Annotated in this window: 13 protein-coding genes and 3 tRNA genes; 10 read left to right on the forward strand and 6 right to left on the reverse strand. The window is 47.6% G+C overall.

Annotation, left to right across the window (positions count from 1 at the left end; translation table 11 throughout):
• The first annotated feature begins 172 nt into the window (after nucleotides 1–172).
• From NF212_RS20120 to lhgO, 8 genes are all read left to right on the forward strand, one after another.
• Nucleotides 173–862, forward strand: a complete 690-nt coding sequence (locus tag NF212_RS20120) for an alpha/beta fold hydrolase (protein ID WP_434362660.1) — start codon at nucleotides 173–175, stop codon at nucleotides 860–862.
• A 74-nt stretch (nucleotides 863–936) separates the two neighbouring features.
• Nucleotides 937–1299 carry a nucleotide pyrophosphohydrolase gene (locus tag NF212_RS20125; protein WP_434362661.1) on the forward strand — a complete coding sequence of 121 codons (363 nt, stop codon included), beginning with the start codon at nucleotides 937–939 and terminating at the stop codon, nucleotides 1297–1299.
• A gap of 108 nt (nucleotides 1300–1407) precedes the next feature.
• Nucleotides 1408–2316: an EamA family transporter RarD gene (gene rarD / locus NF212_RS20130; RefSeq protein ID WP_434362663.1), complete on the forward strand. Its 909-nt coding sequence runs from the start codon at nucleotides 1408–1410 to the stop codon at nucleotides 2314–2316.
• A gap of 395 nt (nucleotides 2317–2711) precedes the next feature.
• Nucleotides 2712–5702, forward strand: a complete 2991-nt coding sequence (locus NF212_RS20135) for an EAL domain-containing protein (RefSeq protein ID WP_434362665.1) — start codon at nucleotides 2712–2714, stop codon at nucleotides 5700–5702.
• Between the two features lie 101 nt (nucleotides 5703–5803).
• Nucleotides 5804–5894, forward strand: a tRNA-Ser gene (locus NF212_RS20140).
• A gap of 517 nt (nucleotides 5895–6411) precedes the next feature.
• Nucleotides 6412–6502: transfer RNA gene (locus NF212_RS20145), tRNA-Ser, on the forward strand.
• Nucleotides 6503–6510: 8 nt separating this feature from the next.
• A tRNA-Asn gene (locus NF212_RS20150) sits at nucleotides 6511–6586 on the forward strand.
• 417 nt (nucleotides 6587–7003) lie between these two features.
• Nucleotides 7004–8200 carry an L-2-hydroxyglutarate oxidase gene (gene lhgO / locus NF212_RS20155; protein ID WP_434362667.1) on the forward strand — a complete coding sequence of 399 codons (1197 nt, stop codon included), beginning with the start codon at nucleotides 7004–7006 and terminating at the stop codon, nucleotides 8198–8200.
• 22 nt (nucleotides 8201–8222) lie between these two features.
• Here the strand turns inward: lhgO and NF212_RS20160 are convergent, their stop codons facing one another.
• The 5 genes from NF212_RS20160 to NF212_RS20180 form a co-directional block, all read right to left on the reverse strand.
• Nucleotides 8223–8834 carry a putative adenosine monophosphate-protein transferase Fic gene (locus NF212_RS20160; RefSeq protein WP_434362669.1) on the reverse strand — a complete coding sequence of 204 codons (612 nt, stop codon included), beginning with the start codon at nucleotides 8832–8834 and terminating at the stop codon, nucleotides 8223–8225.
• A complete protein-coding gene (locus tag NF212_RS20165; RefSeq protein ID WP_434362671.1) occupies nucleotides 8827–9123 on the reverse strand; it encodes a YhfG family protein in 297 nt (98 codons plus the stop codon). The genes NF212_RS20160 and NF212_RS20165 overlap by 8 nt, the downstream gene beginning before the upstream one ends.
• A 47-nt stretch (nucleotides 9124–9170) precedes the next feature.
• Nucleotides 9171–10436 carry a quaternary amine ABC transporter ATP-binding protein gene (locus tag NF212_RS20170; RefSeq protein ID WP_434362673.1) on the reverse strand — a complete coding sequence of 422 codons (1266 nt, stop codon included), beginning with the start codon at nucleotides 10434–10436 and terminating at the stop codon, nucleotides 9171–9173.
• Nucleotides 10429–11328: an ABC transporter permease gene (locus NF212_RS20175; protein WP_434362675.1), complete on the reverse strand. Its 900-nt coding sequence runs from the start codon at nucleotides 11326–11328 to the stop codon at nucleotides 10429–10431. The genes NF212_RS20170 and NF212_RS20175 overlap by 8 nt, the downstream gene beginning before the upstream one ends.
• Nucleotides 11329–11403: 75 nt before the next feature.
• Nucleotides 11404–12396 (reverse strand): ABC transporter substrate-binding protein, encoded by a 993-nt coding sequence (locus tag NF212_RS20180; protein ID WP_434362677.1) that lies wholly within the window; start codon nucleotides 12394–12396, stop codon nucleotides 11404–11406.
• Nucleotides 12397–12840: 444 nt separating this feature from the next.
• On the opposite strand from NF212_RS20180, the gene NF212_RS20185 reads away from it, so the two are divergent.
• Nucleotides 12841–13179 (forward strand): hypothetical protein, encoded by a 339-nt coding sequence (locus NF212_RS20185; RefSeq protein WP_434362679.1) that lies wholly within the window; start codon nucleotides 12841–12843, stop codon nucleotides 13177–13179.
• Between the two features lie 231 nt (nucleotides 13180–13410).
• Nucleotides 13411–13884, forward strand: coding sequence for a CreA family protein (locus tag NF212_RS20190; RefSeq protein WP_434362681.1), 474 nt, complete (start codon nucleotides 13411–13413; stop codon nucleotides 13882–13884).
• A 115-nt stretch (nucleotides 13885–13999) separates the two neighbouring features.
• On the opposite strand, the gene NF212_RS20195 is transcribed toward NF212_RS20190, so the two are convergent.
• Entirely contained in the window at nucleotides 14000–14671 is a 672-nt protein-coding gene (locus NF212_RS20195; RefSeq protein ID WP_434362682.1) for a fumarylacetoacetate hydrolase family protein, read from the reverse strand.
• Between the last annotated feature and the right edge of the window lie 379 nt (nucleotides 14672–15050).

The raw sequence follows: 15050 nt of genomic DNA on the forward strand, positions 1-15050 counted from the left end.
GAAAGAATATTGCCCCCACCCCGGTTATTTGTACTGAACAGGCTAACATTACATTTTTATACCCAAACCACCTCAAGGGGCGTGATTCAGAGTGATTTCAGTGCTTGTAATCCGACAACTAATTCTGTTCCTAATAACCGTACCTTTCCTCACACTTGCGGGGGCATCTGAGATGCCACTTGCATATTTGCAAGCTGGAGCAGCCAATTCTGACACCCGAATTATCTTTATACACGGATCTCCCGGCTCCAAAGAGGGCTACCAGGCCTATCTTTCCAATGAAGATTTATTGAACCGGGCACAACTTCTATCCGTTGACCGTCTGGGTTTTGGCAACTCAGGGAAAGAAGTGGTGACCTCCCTGCAACAGCAAGCAGAGGCAATTCTCCCGTTTCTGGATAGCAGCCGGAACAATATTCTGGTTGGTCACTCTCTCGGCGGACCGATAGCTCTGCAACTGGCGCTGATTTCGCCGGAATCCATCAGTGGCATGGTGCTAATCGCCTCCGCGTTTGACCCGGCTCTTGAGCAGCCAAAATGGTACAACTACCTTGCAGATACCATTGTCGCAAACTGGATTCTTCCCGAAGATATGAACCGTTCAAACCGTGAAATGATGGTGCTATCGCAGGAATTGAAAGAACTGGCAGACCAAAGCTGGCAGGAACTGACCATGCCGATCCGGCTCCTGCACGGTGACGATGACACCATCGCAGCCCCTGGAAATTCACTCTTTGCATATGCCCGCCTGCCCACACAATCCACAACACTGCATATGATGAAGAATGAGGGACACTTCGTTCTCTGGCAAAATGTTCCCCAAATTGTCAGGGAAATTCTGTCGCTGATTGAGGACAAGTAAAAGTACACCTAAAAGTATGCTGCTAATTAGGTATACTCTTGCAACACCCCTACCCTGCGACCAGCGGACTTGCCATGAAAAACCCTACCATCCACGATATCCCTTCCTTGCAACATGCGCTGGCTGAATTCGCCAATGAGCGTAACTGGGAGCAATTCCACACCCCAAAAAACCTCGTAATGGCATTAAGTGGCGAAGTAGGTGAACTGACAGAGCTTTTCCAGTGGCTAACCCCGGAGCAAAGCCAGTCGTTCCCAGCAGAAAAAAAGGAATCACTGGAGCACGAACTGGCTGATGTGATGATGTACCTGCTGAGGATCGCCGATATCTGCGATGTCGATCTGATGGAAGCTTGCAACAATAAGCTTCAGTTAAACAAGGAAAAATACCCCGTAAAGAAGTGTTTCGGCCAAGCCAGAAAGTACAACGAGCTTTAAGCTGTAAAAATAGACGAAAAATTCATCACACAATTCTTTACAACGTTGACGATTAAGCGTAAACAGTCGCATTGAAACCTTTCCCTTATTCAATCCGGAACCGTTTAAATGAATCGTCTCGCTATCGGCAATGTACTCGCTGCATTGGCGTTCGTTGTGTGGGGCTTACAACCTCTTTATTACCAATACTTGCCAGCGGCAGATATGAACGAAATGCTGGCAGTGCGTGTTGCTGGCACGCTGCCGCTTGTATGGCTGTGCGTCTTTGCGTTCAAGGGGCATGCACTGAATATCAAGGAGCTGTTCACTGACAGGCGTTCCTTTTTTGTCAGTGTAATCGCAGGCATTGTAATGTGCTTTTCCTGGTATGCTTTTACCTGGGCGCTCACAAACAACAAAGTGCTGGAATCGAGCCTTGGCTTCTTCATTAACCCACTCTTTGTTATCGCATTTGGCGTAATTTTCATGAAGGACCGACTTTCCAAAGTTCAGGGCATCGCGGTACTGCTGGCTGCCTTTGGTTTGGGTTACCAAATATGGAAATACGGTCAGCTGCCGTTGGCTGCTCTGACGATGGCATCTTTCTTTGCCATCTACGGGCTCCTGAAAAAATACGTCCGCTACGATGCAATGACTGCGCTTTTTGTTGAAACACTGGTTCTCTTCCCATTTTCAGTTGCCTATCTAGGCTGGGAAATGGCCAATGGCACCAGTTCTGCCTTTGGTCACGGCTGGACAACTGCGCTCCTTTATTTGGGATCCGCGCCAGTAACACTGTTGCCATTGGTTCTTTTCTCTATGGCGGTTGCCCGAACCTCCCTCAGTATGATCGGTTTGATGCAATACATTGAGCCATCCCTGCAATTCCTACTGGCTACCTTACTGTTCGCCGAACCCTTTGACGAAATCAAGGCGGTGAGCTTTGGCCTTATCTGGACAGGACTTATCCTTTGTACACTGGAAGGTTTGTTCAGGCACCGCAAGCACCAGGATCCCCACCAGCCGGCAATGCCTTGATATAAGACCATACTGACAAAAAAGCAGAGCATATTGGCTCTGCTTTTTTTTATTCTGGATTAACACTCCTACGTATTACATCGCACCTTACTATCTAAAAAACAAGACAACTCAATACCATCCAACACCCCTCATAGGCCCTGTGTTGCACACCAAGAGTTTAGCAAGCTTAATTAGACATCTATCACTATGAATAGTTGATACTTTCTTACCACGCAGCAAAACAAAAACAATTCATTATAAACTGAGAAATATTTTGATCTCATCCAAACAACAAGAAGTTGAGGCAGCCACTTTGTCTCATTTCTGAGTATGCTAAGCCTGATCTGAAAATCATTCAGACTAAAAATCACACAAAAATAATCAAATAAGCTTTATAGGTTTCAGGTGAGGGCATGCCAGATATCTTAACTTTTCCCGGGTTCAGCTTGCTGATCGGATTAACGTCGGGAATTCTGCTGTTGGCGGGGGGATTTAGCCTTTTTATCTGTCAGGAAAGACAGTTTAGGTCTCTCTATGTGCCATTTTCTGTAATGGCATTCAGTGGAGTCACGTATCAAATTGCCTACTGGGTAACGATGAAAACACCAGACCCGGAACTAACGGTAACAGGCCTGAAATGGCAGGTTACCTCTCTCGCAGCTCTTGGCCCGGCCTTCTATGTTTTTACCACACGCTATATTTCCAATTATTTTTCAAAACCTTTTTTCCTGTTTCTGCTTACAGCATCACTCCTCGCCATACTTGGCAATCTCTTGATGCCCTATTCAGGCCGGTACCAGGAATTAAGCTCAATCGCCCTGCCTGACTACCTGTGGGGAGAAGAGGTCTTTACACCATACGGTACGAATGGATGGCCGGTTTTACTGCTCTATTCCCAGTTTTTGACTCTTCATGTTTGGAACATCAGTAAAGTCATAGGCCTTTACAAAAGGAAAATGAAACGACGCTTCTACCCGGTTCTGGCCTCGGTTATCACCCAGGCTGTTGCCATTGTGCTGATGTTGGATAACCAAATAAGCAACACTGAAAACTTGTTCCTGGGCGGGTTTATTGTTTTTATCCTGGCCTCAATTATCAGTGTCAGCCTGGGGATAGACTATCTGCAGATGGTGGTAAAGCTGCGTAGCCGAAATACCGATCTGTACAGGGAAAAGTCTCGTCGACGGGCGATTGAGCGAGATCAGGAGAAATGGCTTCAGGTTGTTGACCAGACTCCCGTATGCCAAATTATTGTTTCCGTAAAAGGCAATGTTGTTAGCCAGAATCAGGCAAGCCGCCATTTCTGGGGGGAAGACTTAACACGGAGAAACGACGTTAAGTTTTTGGATATTATAAAACTCCAACACCCGGATATTGTCAGTCGGCTTTCGAAAAATATGGGGCATGATGACAACGTAATATGTTGTGTTTACTTCGACGGGAATACCAGCCAATCAGGGCTGACTCTCCCCAATGAGTGTTGGCTTGAGTTTTCTCTGTTCCCTATCAGGTATCCAAATGGCACGCTGAAAGAACTCGTCATCACCCACAATGACATCACACAGGAAAAATTTGCGACGAATGCCATTAAACAGATAGCGTCCGGTATCGTGGCATCTCCAGGTGATTCCGTACTGGATGAAATTGTTGCCAGTCTTGCTCGGGTGCTCAATGCAAAGTACACATTTGTCGCCCTCCGTGCGGAAGAGAACCCCATGTTAGTACGTACGGTAGCCGTAAACATTGACGGCGAAAAAGCCCCCAATTTCTCATACTCACTGAAAGACACCCCCTGTGCCAGGGTGCTCCGCACTTCCACCTGCATCTATAAAATGGGCATCCAGGAAGCATTCCCCAACGACCACCTGCTAAAGGAGCTTGGCATTGAAGGCTATATCGGTTCACCGATTACTCACCCCAGCGGAGAGAGCATGGGCGTGATAGTCGCTCTGTCAGATAAGCCTTTTGACAATGTTGATCAATTTAATGACGTACTGGATATATTTGCCTCGCGAGCCGGTGCTGAAATTAACCAACAGCGAACAGAAGAAGAGGTAAGGAAACTCGCATACGAAGACTACCTGACACAATTACCCAACCGAGCAGTACTTTTGATGTCACTTTGTGAAAGGCTGGCTCGGTGTAAAGACGAAAATACCCATGCATCTATGGTTCTGATTGACTTGGACAACTTTAAAACAATCAATGATGCCCTGGGTCATGACGTGGGGGATGAAGTTCTGGTTAAAGTCGGGCACCGTCTCAGACATTACTTACCCAATGATCATCTGCTTGCACGTATCGGGAGTGATGAGTTCGTGGTATTGACCCCGTTGCGGGAAGGACCTTGCCCTACTGGGTGTGAGCTGGCAAACAGGCTGATGGCAATGCTTAATGCCCCACTTCCAGTCGGAGACGGGGAAATTCATATCAGTGCCAGCACTGGAACGGTTCATTTCCCTGTCCAAAAGCAGTTCGGTACACTCTCCGAGCTTGATGTGCTCCGGTTCGCAGATATTGCACTATCCCAATCCAAGAAAGCAGGCCGGGCACGCTCATCCGTTTTTGAAGCAGCCCACCAGCGCGAGCTTGAAGAGCTGGTCACACTGGAACGCAAACTTCGCCAGGCAATTGATGATAATTGCTTAAGCCTCCACTATCAGCCACAGGTAGACTGTGCGGGTAACCTGAAAGGTGTTGAAGCACTGGTACGCTGGTTTGACAGCGAAATGGGCTTTATCTCACCGGCAAAATTTATCACTTTGGCGGAAGAGAGTGGTCTTATCCAACCTTTAGGGCGTTGGGTGCTTAACCGTGCATGCGAACAAATCAACCAGTGGTCACAGCAAAATACACCTTTACCATGCTCTTTATCGATCAACATCTCAGCCTGGCAATTTGCTAAACCGGACTTCGTTGATGAATTGAACAATATAGTCGGCCATCATCAGCTCCAACCTAACGCTCTGACGTTGGAAATAACAGAAACCGCTCTTCTACAGGATATAAATGAAGCCCGTTCCAAATTAAACCTACTTCGCAAAAAGGGGTTTAGGATGTCCCTTGATGATTTTGGTACAGGTTACTCGTCCCTTGCATACCTGCGCGCATTACCATTGGATGAGCTAAAAATAGACAAGGCATTTATAGATGAAATTACTCCTGACCGGGAACATCCGCTGGTTGAGTCCATCATCAACATGGGCAACAGTCTCAAAATGTGTGTGGTGGCAGAAGGTGTCGAGACACCTTACCAAGCAGAAAAACTGCACGACCTATCCTGTGATCTTCTTCAGGGGTACTTGTTTGCCAAGCCATTGCCTGCAGAGCAGTTTGCAACGTGGTTAGAGAAACCTGTCGTGAATGATACGGACGAAATGCAACATCACTCATATTCAATTTAATAGTAAAAATGCTAAGAAAGAGCAACTTTTGTTCGTTCAACACAGTTGGGCATTTTTTCTCTTTACACCATTCAGCCAACCCATTATTATCCCAGCCCTACGGAGGGATGGCTGAGCGGTTGAAAGCACCGGTCTTGAAAACCGGCATACGTTAATAGCGTATCTAGGGTTCAAATCCCTATCCCTCCGCCACATTAGACAAAGCCCGCTTAATCGCGGGCTTTGTCGTATTTGAAATATCGCAATCCGGGATAGGGTGCAGAAGCCTAGACGGGAGGGACGGTATGTCTTCAGCCGAGCGAAGCGAGACAACGTTGTCCCGACGAAGTCGGAAACAGGCAACGGCCCGAAGGGCAAGGGAGCGAAGCGACCGCGTCAATCCCTATCCCTCCGCCACCTTAGAAAAGGCCACTGAGTTTTCAGTGGCCTTTTTGCGTTTTTGTCGCTGAAAACTCAAAAAGCAGGGTCGGTATGTTTTCCACCGGGCAACGCGACCACATCAACCCCTATCCTTCCGCCTTTTCTCAATAAAGCCCTCAGTCCTCAACCTACACATTCGGTTTCCAACGTATTTGATCAACAAAAGGGACAAATACGCATCGTTTTGGATGGTTTCCGACCGGGCAACCCCAATAACGGTTAAAGACTAATCACTTGAACAAAATAGACTTTACACTCCTGTCAGGTGACATTATTATGGCGGCCGTACGGAGGGATGGCTGAGTGGTTGAAAGCACCGGTCTTGAAAACCGGCATACGTTAATAGCGTATCTAGGGTTCAAATCCCTATCCCTCCGCCACTTTCAATTCCCCCTTAGTTCAGTCGGTAGAACGGCGGACTGTTAATCCGTATGTCGCAAGTTCAAGTCTTGCAGGGGGAGCCAAATTTAAGGGCCTGGTCGAAAGACCGGGCCTTTTTCGTATAGGGTCAAAACTGCTGTTTGACCCTCACTGACCTGATCGGCCCCGTCGAAGCTCCGACAGGGGAACCGAATCTGGAGACCCGAGCCTTTACGTTTGCGGTTAAAGCGCTACTTTTTTGGCTCCTGTTCCTATTTGCCCCTATCTGACTCACAATTTCCACAATAAGCAGTTAACAGCCATCTCTGATTTCGGTTTACTGCGCATTGAGCCTTTGAATTCGCAACCGAACTTGTCCGCGCATCTTGTCATTGCCCGGGCAATCAAAAATAGACCTAAATATCGGTGCGAACTGGTTCCGGTTTACCTGCCGGCAAACAGTTCGGATTCAGGCGTCTTTTAATGATTCAGGACAGTAACGTTTTCAAGAGGATCGCTGGATGTTGAACTGCGACTTTCTGGTTGTTGGTGCAGGTATTGTAGGACTCAGTACTGCTCATCAGTTGTTATTAGAATTTCCGGGCAGCTCGGTCATTGTTGTTGACAAGGAAGATACCATTGCTGCCCATCAAACCGGGCATAACAGCGGCGTAATTCACGCCGGTGTCTACTACACGCCGGGAAGCCTTAAAGCCGAATTCTGTAAATCCGGTAATAGTGAGATTAAGGTCTTTTGCCAGGAACATGCCATTCCCTTTGAAGAATGTGGAAAGCTGCTGGTGGCAACCAATGAAGCAGAGCTCTCCCGCATGCAGGGCTTAATCAATCGGGCAACCGATAATGGCCTTGAGTTTGAAGTACTTACACAAGACCAGCTCCATGAAAGGGAACCCAATATCCGTGGATTGGGCGCTATTTTTGTACCGTCAACGGGCATTGTTAGTTACACCGCTGTCTGTAAAGCACTGGTACGAGAAATTGAACGCATGAGCGGACAAGTACTTCTGGGACATGGGGTGCAAAAGATCCAGGAAACAGACGAGGGCATCACTGTCGTAGCTGGGTATGAAACCATTGTCGCTGACCGATTGGTAGCCTGTGCTGGGATTATGTCTGACAAGATAGTCAAAATGCTTGGATTGGAACCGGATTTCAAAATGGTACCTTTCAGGGGAGATTATTTCCTTCTGTCACCCCAGCATAACCAGATTATCAACCATCTGATTTACCCCATACCAGACCCTGATCTCCCATTCCTCGGAGTCCACCTGACTAAAATGATTGATGGAACAGTAACGGTGGGCCCCAATGCAGTAGTAAATTTCTCCAGAGAAGGCTACAGCAAGCTCGCATTCAATATTGCCGACAGCTTTGAAATGCTCACTTACCGAGGATTTCACAAGGTGGTGGCGTCCAATTTCAAGTCAGCGTTGCACGAGCTTAAAAATGGCCTATGGAAGCCGGGGTATCTCAAACAGGTACAAAAATACTGCCCTTCCCTGAAATTGTCAGATCTGCGTAAATACCCACCGGGCATCCGCGCTCAAGCAGTTACTTCAGATGGCAAACTTGTTGATGATTTTCTATTCTACCAGACCAACCGGGCACTGGTGGTTTGCAATGCCCCCTCACCTGCAGCAACGTCCTGCTTCCCCATTGCACGGCATATTGTAAGTCAACTCTATCAAGGTAGTTAGAACGGTGTTGGAAAGGGAGCTGTTACTGGGAACTGACGTTATCCAGCGGTTGGCCAATGCAGTGCTCAAAGATATTCACTAGAGGCTGGTAGTTGCAGTACACCCCTTCGATGTTGGCAGCAATCCAGGTATCCCGTGTGATTCCCTGCCAACTTAATGAAAACCCGGCATTCACTATCAAGTGCTCAAACAGGATGCGTTGGGCTCGCCCATTACCTTCCCTGTATGGATGGATCATATTCAGGTCGGCATAAAATTCCGCAACGCATTCCACCAACGCTTCCCTTGGCAAGCCAACGTAATATCCCTCGTTGGCTAACCGGTTAAACAGTTTGACCGCTTCCGGCTCTATCCGGTTTACGTTGCAAAAGTGGGTATCACCTTTCGAAATATCCACGGTTCGCAATTGCCCCGCCCAGTGATAAATTTCGCGAAACAGGCGGAAATGAATCTGGTTCAGGTATTGGAGATCATAAGGAGGTTCGCGGAACGGTATGCACTGGGATTCCAGTGTAGTCAATTCATGTTCGGCACGTTCAAGCTCATCCGGGTCAGTCAACCCGAGCCGGTTTTTTAGGGTCTGGGTACCATAGATCACATAGGGATCCTGGTCTGTGCCGTACTTTTCACTCATAACATGATGCTTTAATCTGGTATTTTCTGAAGATAGCTTCCTTACTTTGTTTTAGTTCACTCTCGGAAGATATTTCAAGTTTGATTGGTTCATGACCTTCGAGGCGGAGACTCTCCTGATAATTCTGGTAACGAGTCTTTTCGATCTGCTTTTTCTTTATGTCCAAACTTGGCTGCGCCATACAATTACTCAAAAATAACAAGTGTCTACTAATTATACCAAAGGATGTAAATCCCCGCCTGAAACATCCCTGAATCAATAAAAAATGCGCCCTTGAAAAAGAGCGCATTTTTCTTACTTATGAAGCAGTGAGTCCTGTTATTTGGACATCAATTATCAGGCTGCCGTATCTTTGTCTTTTTCCGACGCGGAAACGGGAGAAACACCGTCCTCAATTATGGTTTCACCGCTACTGTTCTGATCACTCAGCACCTCCGCCAGACTTGAACGGGAAAGCATCCCTTGAACCTCACCGCTTTCGTCAACAACAGGCAAAGGCAAATCACTTTCCAGCGTGTCAGGAATAACCGCTTCCAGCAGGGCATCACCCTGAATGGCAGGAACTTCCTCAATAATGGACTCACTGATTGCTTGCCCTGAATCTTCCGCTGCCGCTTCTTTGAGTGCCTTCTGACTCAGCGCCCCTTGATAGCCCTCATCGTTCACGTAATAGCCAAAGTCGGCTTTTTGCTGCTTCATTTGAGCCAAAGCCTCACCAATGGTCTCCGCGCTTATACGGCACCACTGAGGCTGCATAACGGTGTCTACCGTCAACGCCCGAGCTCGGTTGACGTCCTTGACGAAAGCTTCAACGTAGTCGTCTGCCGGATTCAGCAAAATATCGACAGGTCGGCCCTGCTGAATCAGCTTTCCGTCACGAAGTATTGCGATACGATCACCAAGGCGGAGGGCTTCATCCAGGTCATGGGTGATGAAGATAATGGTTTTGTGTAGCTTTTCCTGGAGCTCGATAAGCTGATCCTGCATCTCACTGCGGATAAGCGGGTCAAGGGCAGAAAATGCCTCGTCCATCAACAAAATTTCCGCATCGGTACAAAGCGCTCGGGCAAGGCCTACACGCTGCTGCTGACCACCGGACAACTGTGAAGGGTATTGTTGTTCATACCCGTTCAGACCCACTGTATCCAGCCATTCTTTGGCTTTGGTTTCACGGCTGTCTTTGTCCACACCCTGGACCTGAAGACCATAGGCAACGTTCTGCAATACCGTACGGTGGGGCATCAAGCCAAAGCGCTGAAATACCATAGACATCTTGTGGCGGCGAAAATCCTGCAGCCCTTTCGCATCAAGCTGCATGACATCCGTTCCCTCAACCACAATCTTACCTTCCGTCGGGTCTATGAGTCGGTTGAAATGACGAATCAGCGTTGATTTACCGGAACCGGAAAGCCCCATGATCACAAAGATCTCTCCCGGCTGGATTTCAATATTGATGTCCTGGAGGCCAACGGTATGCCCGGTTTCAGCAAGAATATCGTCCTTGGATTTACCGGCTTTTACCGCAGGAATTACACTCTGTGGAGACGGGCCAAAGATTTTGTAGAGACCTTCAACCTTGATAAGCGGTGTGTTATCAGCCATGGTCACCTCCACCTAAATGCTGCTGCGAACGTTTGGCATAGCTTTGGGACACTCGGTCAAAAATGATTGCCAGCGCAACTATGGCAAGGCCGTTAAGCAAACCCAACGTGAAGTATTGGTTGGTAATAGATTTCAATACCGGTTGGCCAAGGCCTTTTACGCCAATCATAGAAGCAATAACCACCATGGCCAACGCCATCATGATGGTCTGGTTAATCCCGGCCATGATAGTGGGCATCGCCAAGGGTAACTGGACACCAAAGAGGCGCTGTTTGGGGCTGGCACCATAAGCGGTTGCGGCCTCGAGCACTTCTTTGTCAACCAGCCGGATACCCAGGTTGGTCAATCGAATTACCGGAGGAATCGCGTAAATCACCACGGCAATCACACCTGGAATCTTACCGATCCCCAGCAACATTACCACCGGGATAAGGTACACAAACGCTGGCATGGTCTGCATGATGTCAAGCAGGGGGGTGACCAGAGACTGAATGCGGTCTGAACGCGCCATCGCAATCCCGATAGGGATCCCAAGCCCGATAGCCAGCAGGGTACACACAAGGATAATGCTCATGGTTCGCATGGTGTTATCCCACATGCCGAAGTAACCAATAAGCACAAAAACAACTACCACAGAGGCAGCCATTTTCCACGACCGACTGGCGACGTAGGAGATACCGGCAAGAATCGCTATCACCAGCCACCACGGGGTAGCAAGTAGCAATTTTTCGAACCAAATCAGGAATGAAAGCAGTGGGTCAAAGAAGGATTCAATGGTATCGCCGTAATTACGGGAAAATTCTCGGTAGGCACCATCCAGCGTTTTACGGATGGTAAGAAGGTCGGCTCTATCCATTTCGGGGATATCAGTGAGCCACGATTTGTCAGCCATGAAAATACAACGTCCTTTGTTACGAAGCCGGCTTAGCGACACCGCCCCGGCCGGCTCCCAAGTTTTACACTGAGGTTACAGTGCGTTTTTTACCTTTTTAGCAACATCTTCAGAAACCCACTGGGTCCAGATTTCAGGGAAGTTCGCCAGGAAATGTTCCCCTGCAATTTCACCGTCAGCCTGGTTATCTTCCATCCATGCCAACAGGCTGTTCATCTGTGCATTGGTAAACGAACGCTTGCTCAGGTAGTCAACGGCAGCAGGTGCGCGCTGTGCAAAGCTCTCGGTGATCATAGTATCCACCGCTGAAGGCGGGTACATGGTTATCTTAGGCTCCAGACAGTCTGCACTGGTTGTACAAGACTTAAAGTGCTCTTCATCAACACCGGAACCGAAGTCTACTTTCACCATTTCATACTTACCGAGAACGGCAGTAGGTGCCCAGTAGTAACCGAACCAGGCTTCACCACGCTCATAAGCTTTCGCAATAGAGCCTGAAAGGCCGGCACCTGAACCCGGATCAATCAGTTCGAATCCCTTGTCACCCAGGTTCATTGCATTGAAGAGATTTCCGGAGGAGATCTGACAGTTCCAACCGGCTGGACAGCCGTAAAACGCCGATGCGGATGGGTCTTCAGGGTGGGTAAACAGTGCGGCGTTCTTTTTGATACCTTCGATGGTTGCCAGACTTGGGTCTTTTTCAACCATGTATTTAGGTACCCAAAAACCTTCTTCACCGCCATCAGACAATGACTTGCCCGCATAACGTAAACGCCCTTCCTCAACACCTTTGTCGAGAGCCGCTTTCAGCGAGTTGCTCCAGAATTCAGGTGCAATGTCCGGCTCGCCCTTTTCAATCATTGATGTACCGGTTGGCATAGTGTCGCCGGGCACCAGCTCAGCATCACAATCGTAACCGTTGGCAAGAATAAAACGGTCTACGTTGGCAATCAGGGTCGCCGAATTCCAGTTCATATCAGCGATCGTTACTTTCCCACACTCTTCAGCCTGAGCATTGAGAGAAAAACCGGCAGCAACAAGTGCTACGGCGGAGAGAGTTTTTTTCATAGAGAGTTTCCTTCTCATCAAAAAATGTGTGTCCATCAAAACGGCAGTCAGAAGAGAGTTGCCCTTCCCTTCTTGTAAATTGCATTCAACTCTAAGCGATGAGACATCCACCAGCAAGTATATGCAACCCACCTTAAATTAAGATTTTTCTTTTATAAAACAGCATAAAATCATAATAACACGTCGCATTCTAACAAATGACCAGCCAAAAAATAACCATGGAAGATGTAAGAAAACCCCAAAAAACATTAGATGCCTAATGAATTACACACCGCCAAGGTACGCTATCCGGACATTTCTTTCATCGAAAAACAAAGATACAAATTGCATAATGTGCAACTTAAAACGTTACCCGTTGCAAAAATGCGGCACATGTTACGAATAGTCAGAAGTTCGTATAAACTATGAGTTGGATGTATCGAAAACCAACGGATGGATGGGACGATGAAATCTGTAAAGCCTCTCTTCATTGGTGTGTTGTGGATAGCCGCCTTACCCTCACTCGCAGTGACAAAAGATCCCAATTTCAAAGGGGAAACCGTCTCAGAAAAAAACGAGTCAATCTGTAAAACCATGTTTGTACAAGGCTTGGTCAATGAGCAGATGAAATTCAGCAACACTGGTAATGATGTCGCTGTAAGACGTCTCTCTGAAAGACGGATCACCTCAGCAAGACAAATCTTTTCAGAAACCGGCAGCTACTGTCAGGCGTATGAGGAGCTGACAAAGGAAGTCTCATCAGAAACCCGTCACCAAAAAGGCGAAGTCCATCTGGGCAAATAAGTACCGTTTTCCAAAAAGTCACTTTCCTGCCAATCTTGTTGTACCCAATTACCGGCAAGGCCATCTTTAATTGCCACTGAGCTTTGACTGCCATCAGGCTGTATGAGCTATTTCAGTTTGTCCGGATAAGCATCGAATTAGTCTGGCTGGTATCGCTATTTGAGATTGTTATTTCCTGATAGAGCATGTAGCGTGGTATCAGCATGTTAGACCGTTTATAAGGAAGCAGCCATGTTCAGGAAAGCCGCCTTTGTTCTTCTGGCCTCAAGCCTGCTGTGGGGCTGTGACAATAATGAGGTTGGCGATGTCTCACTTGGTATGTTTACAACCAAGGACATCAAAATCGAAAGCTTGGATGACCCGCAGGTCACCGGCGTCACCTGTCACATATCAAGCATTGAGGCAGATCTGGATTTTGCAGACCCGTCTGACTCCAGCATCAGTTGCCGCCAAACGGGTGAAATAACACCAGAGATGATCGAGGGAATCGATAAATCTGCCAGCGGTGAGGTGGTGTTCAAAAAGTCGAAAAGTATCTTGTTTAAAACACTCAAGATCCGGCGCATTTTTGATGAAGATGACCAGACACTGATCTATCTGTCATACAGCACCAAAGAAACACAAGGCAGCTATAAGCATGCCATGTCTACCGTCCCCCTGTGGGGAACCAAAGCGTATGTAGATCCGGCAAAGGGTGAAAAGTAACCTTCTATATTCAAACTACCCCAAGATGTAGGTTTGGGTATAGTCCAATAAGGTCAGAAACAGATAGACAGAGGCACCCCAAGGCCGGTTTACATTGTAAATCGGCCTTTTGCTATCAGGCGCTTATGCAGCATCCTGTCGCCAGTATTTTACCTTCGAGGGCCAATTCGAACCTGTCTCCCGCACTAATGATTCCTACACCTTCAGGTGTCCCGGTCAGAACCACATCCCCGGGTTGCAAAGAGAAAGTCTGTGAAATATGGGCTATCAGAGAAAGAACGGGATAGAGCATCATCTCCGTTTGTCCGGTTTGTTTGCGAATGCCGTTAATATTCAGGGAATAATTAAGCCGCGCATAGTTAATATCAGGCCAAACGGGAACAAATCCTGACAACACACAACTGCCATCAAATGCCTTCGCTCGCTCCCAAGGGAGTTGTTTTTGCTTAAGGGTTGATTGTACTTCCCGCAACGTGAGATCCAAGCCGATACCCAAACCGGCAATCGCTTCTTTTGCCTGCTTCTCATCAGCCTGGCTTAAAGGCTTGCCAATCAATACCGCTAACTCCGCTTCATAGTGGATTACACCAAGGTCAGTACGCAGCAACACATCTCCCTCGGCGGAAACACTACAAGACCCGGGTTTAATAAAAAGAACAGGTTCATCAGGGATTGGATTGCCGAGCTCTTCAGCATGTGCCGCATAATTTCGTCCAACACAGACGACTTTCCCCAACGGGAAGCCAATGCTTTCTCCCGACTCACACCAGCGGTGGTTGTATGCCATAAACCCTCCTTGTCTCATCATCCAATAACCAACTGTCCAAGCAGACTGTTGACAGTATCAATGGGGAACAACCCCGCACATGTAGCCATCAAAAATCCGCACTTTCAGGGTGTTAACTTGCCACACTCCCCAGAAAAAATAAAAGAATGCCAACCCGATGCGAACTCTTTGCCTTCTCAATGAAATTGGTCTCATTTTGCAGATTCCTCGGGCAATAGGCTGCGCAATTTGCCGGAATATGAGCCAGCGCAGAATTATCAATCCGGTTCAAGGGGAAACGGCGATCTACAGCAAATTATCATTCAAATATCAGTGAATTCCTGATTGTTTCAGCCAATATTGATCACTGTACAGATGGTCAGTAACCGTCAGATTATCC

The sequence above is a fragment of the Parasalinivibrio latis genome, assembly GCF_036825535.1.
GTDB classification, from domain to species: Bacteria; Pseudomonadota; Gammaproteobacteria; order Enterobacterales; family Vibrionaceae; genus Parasalinivibrio; species Parasalinivibrio latis.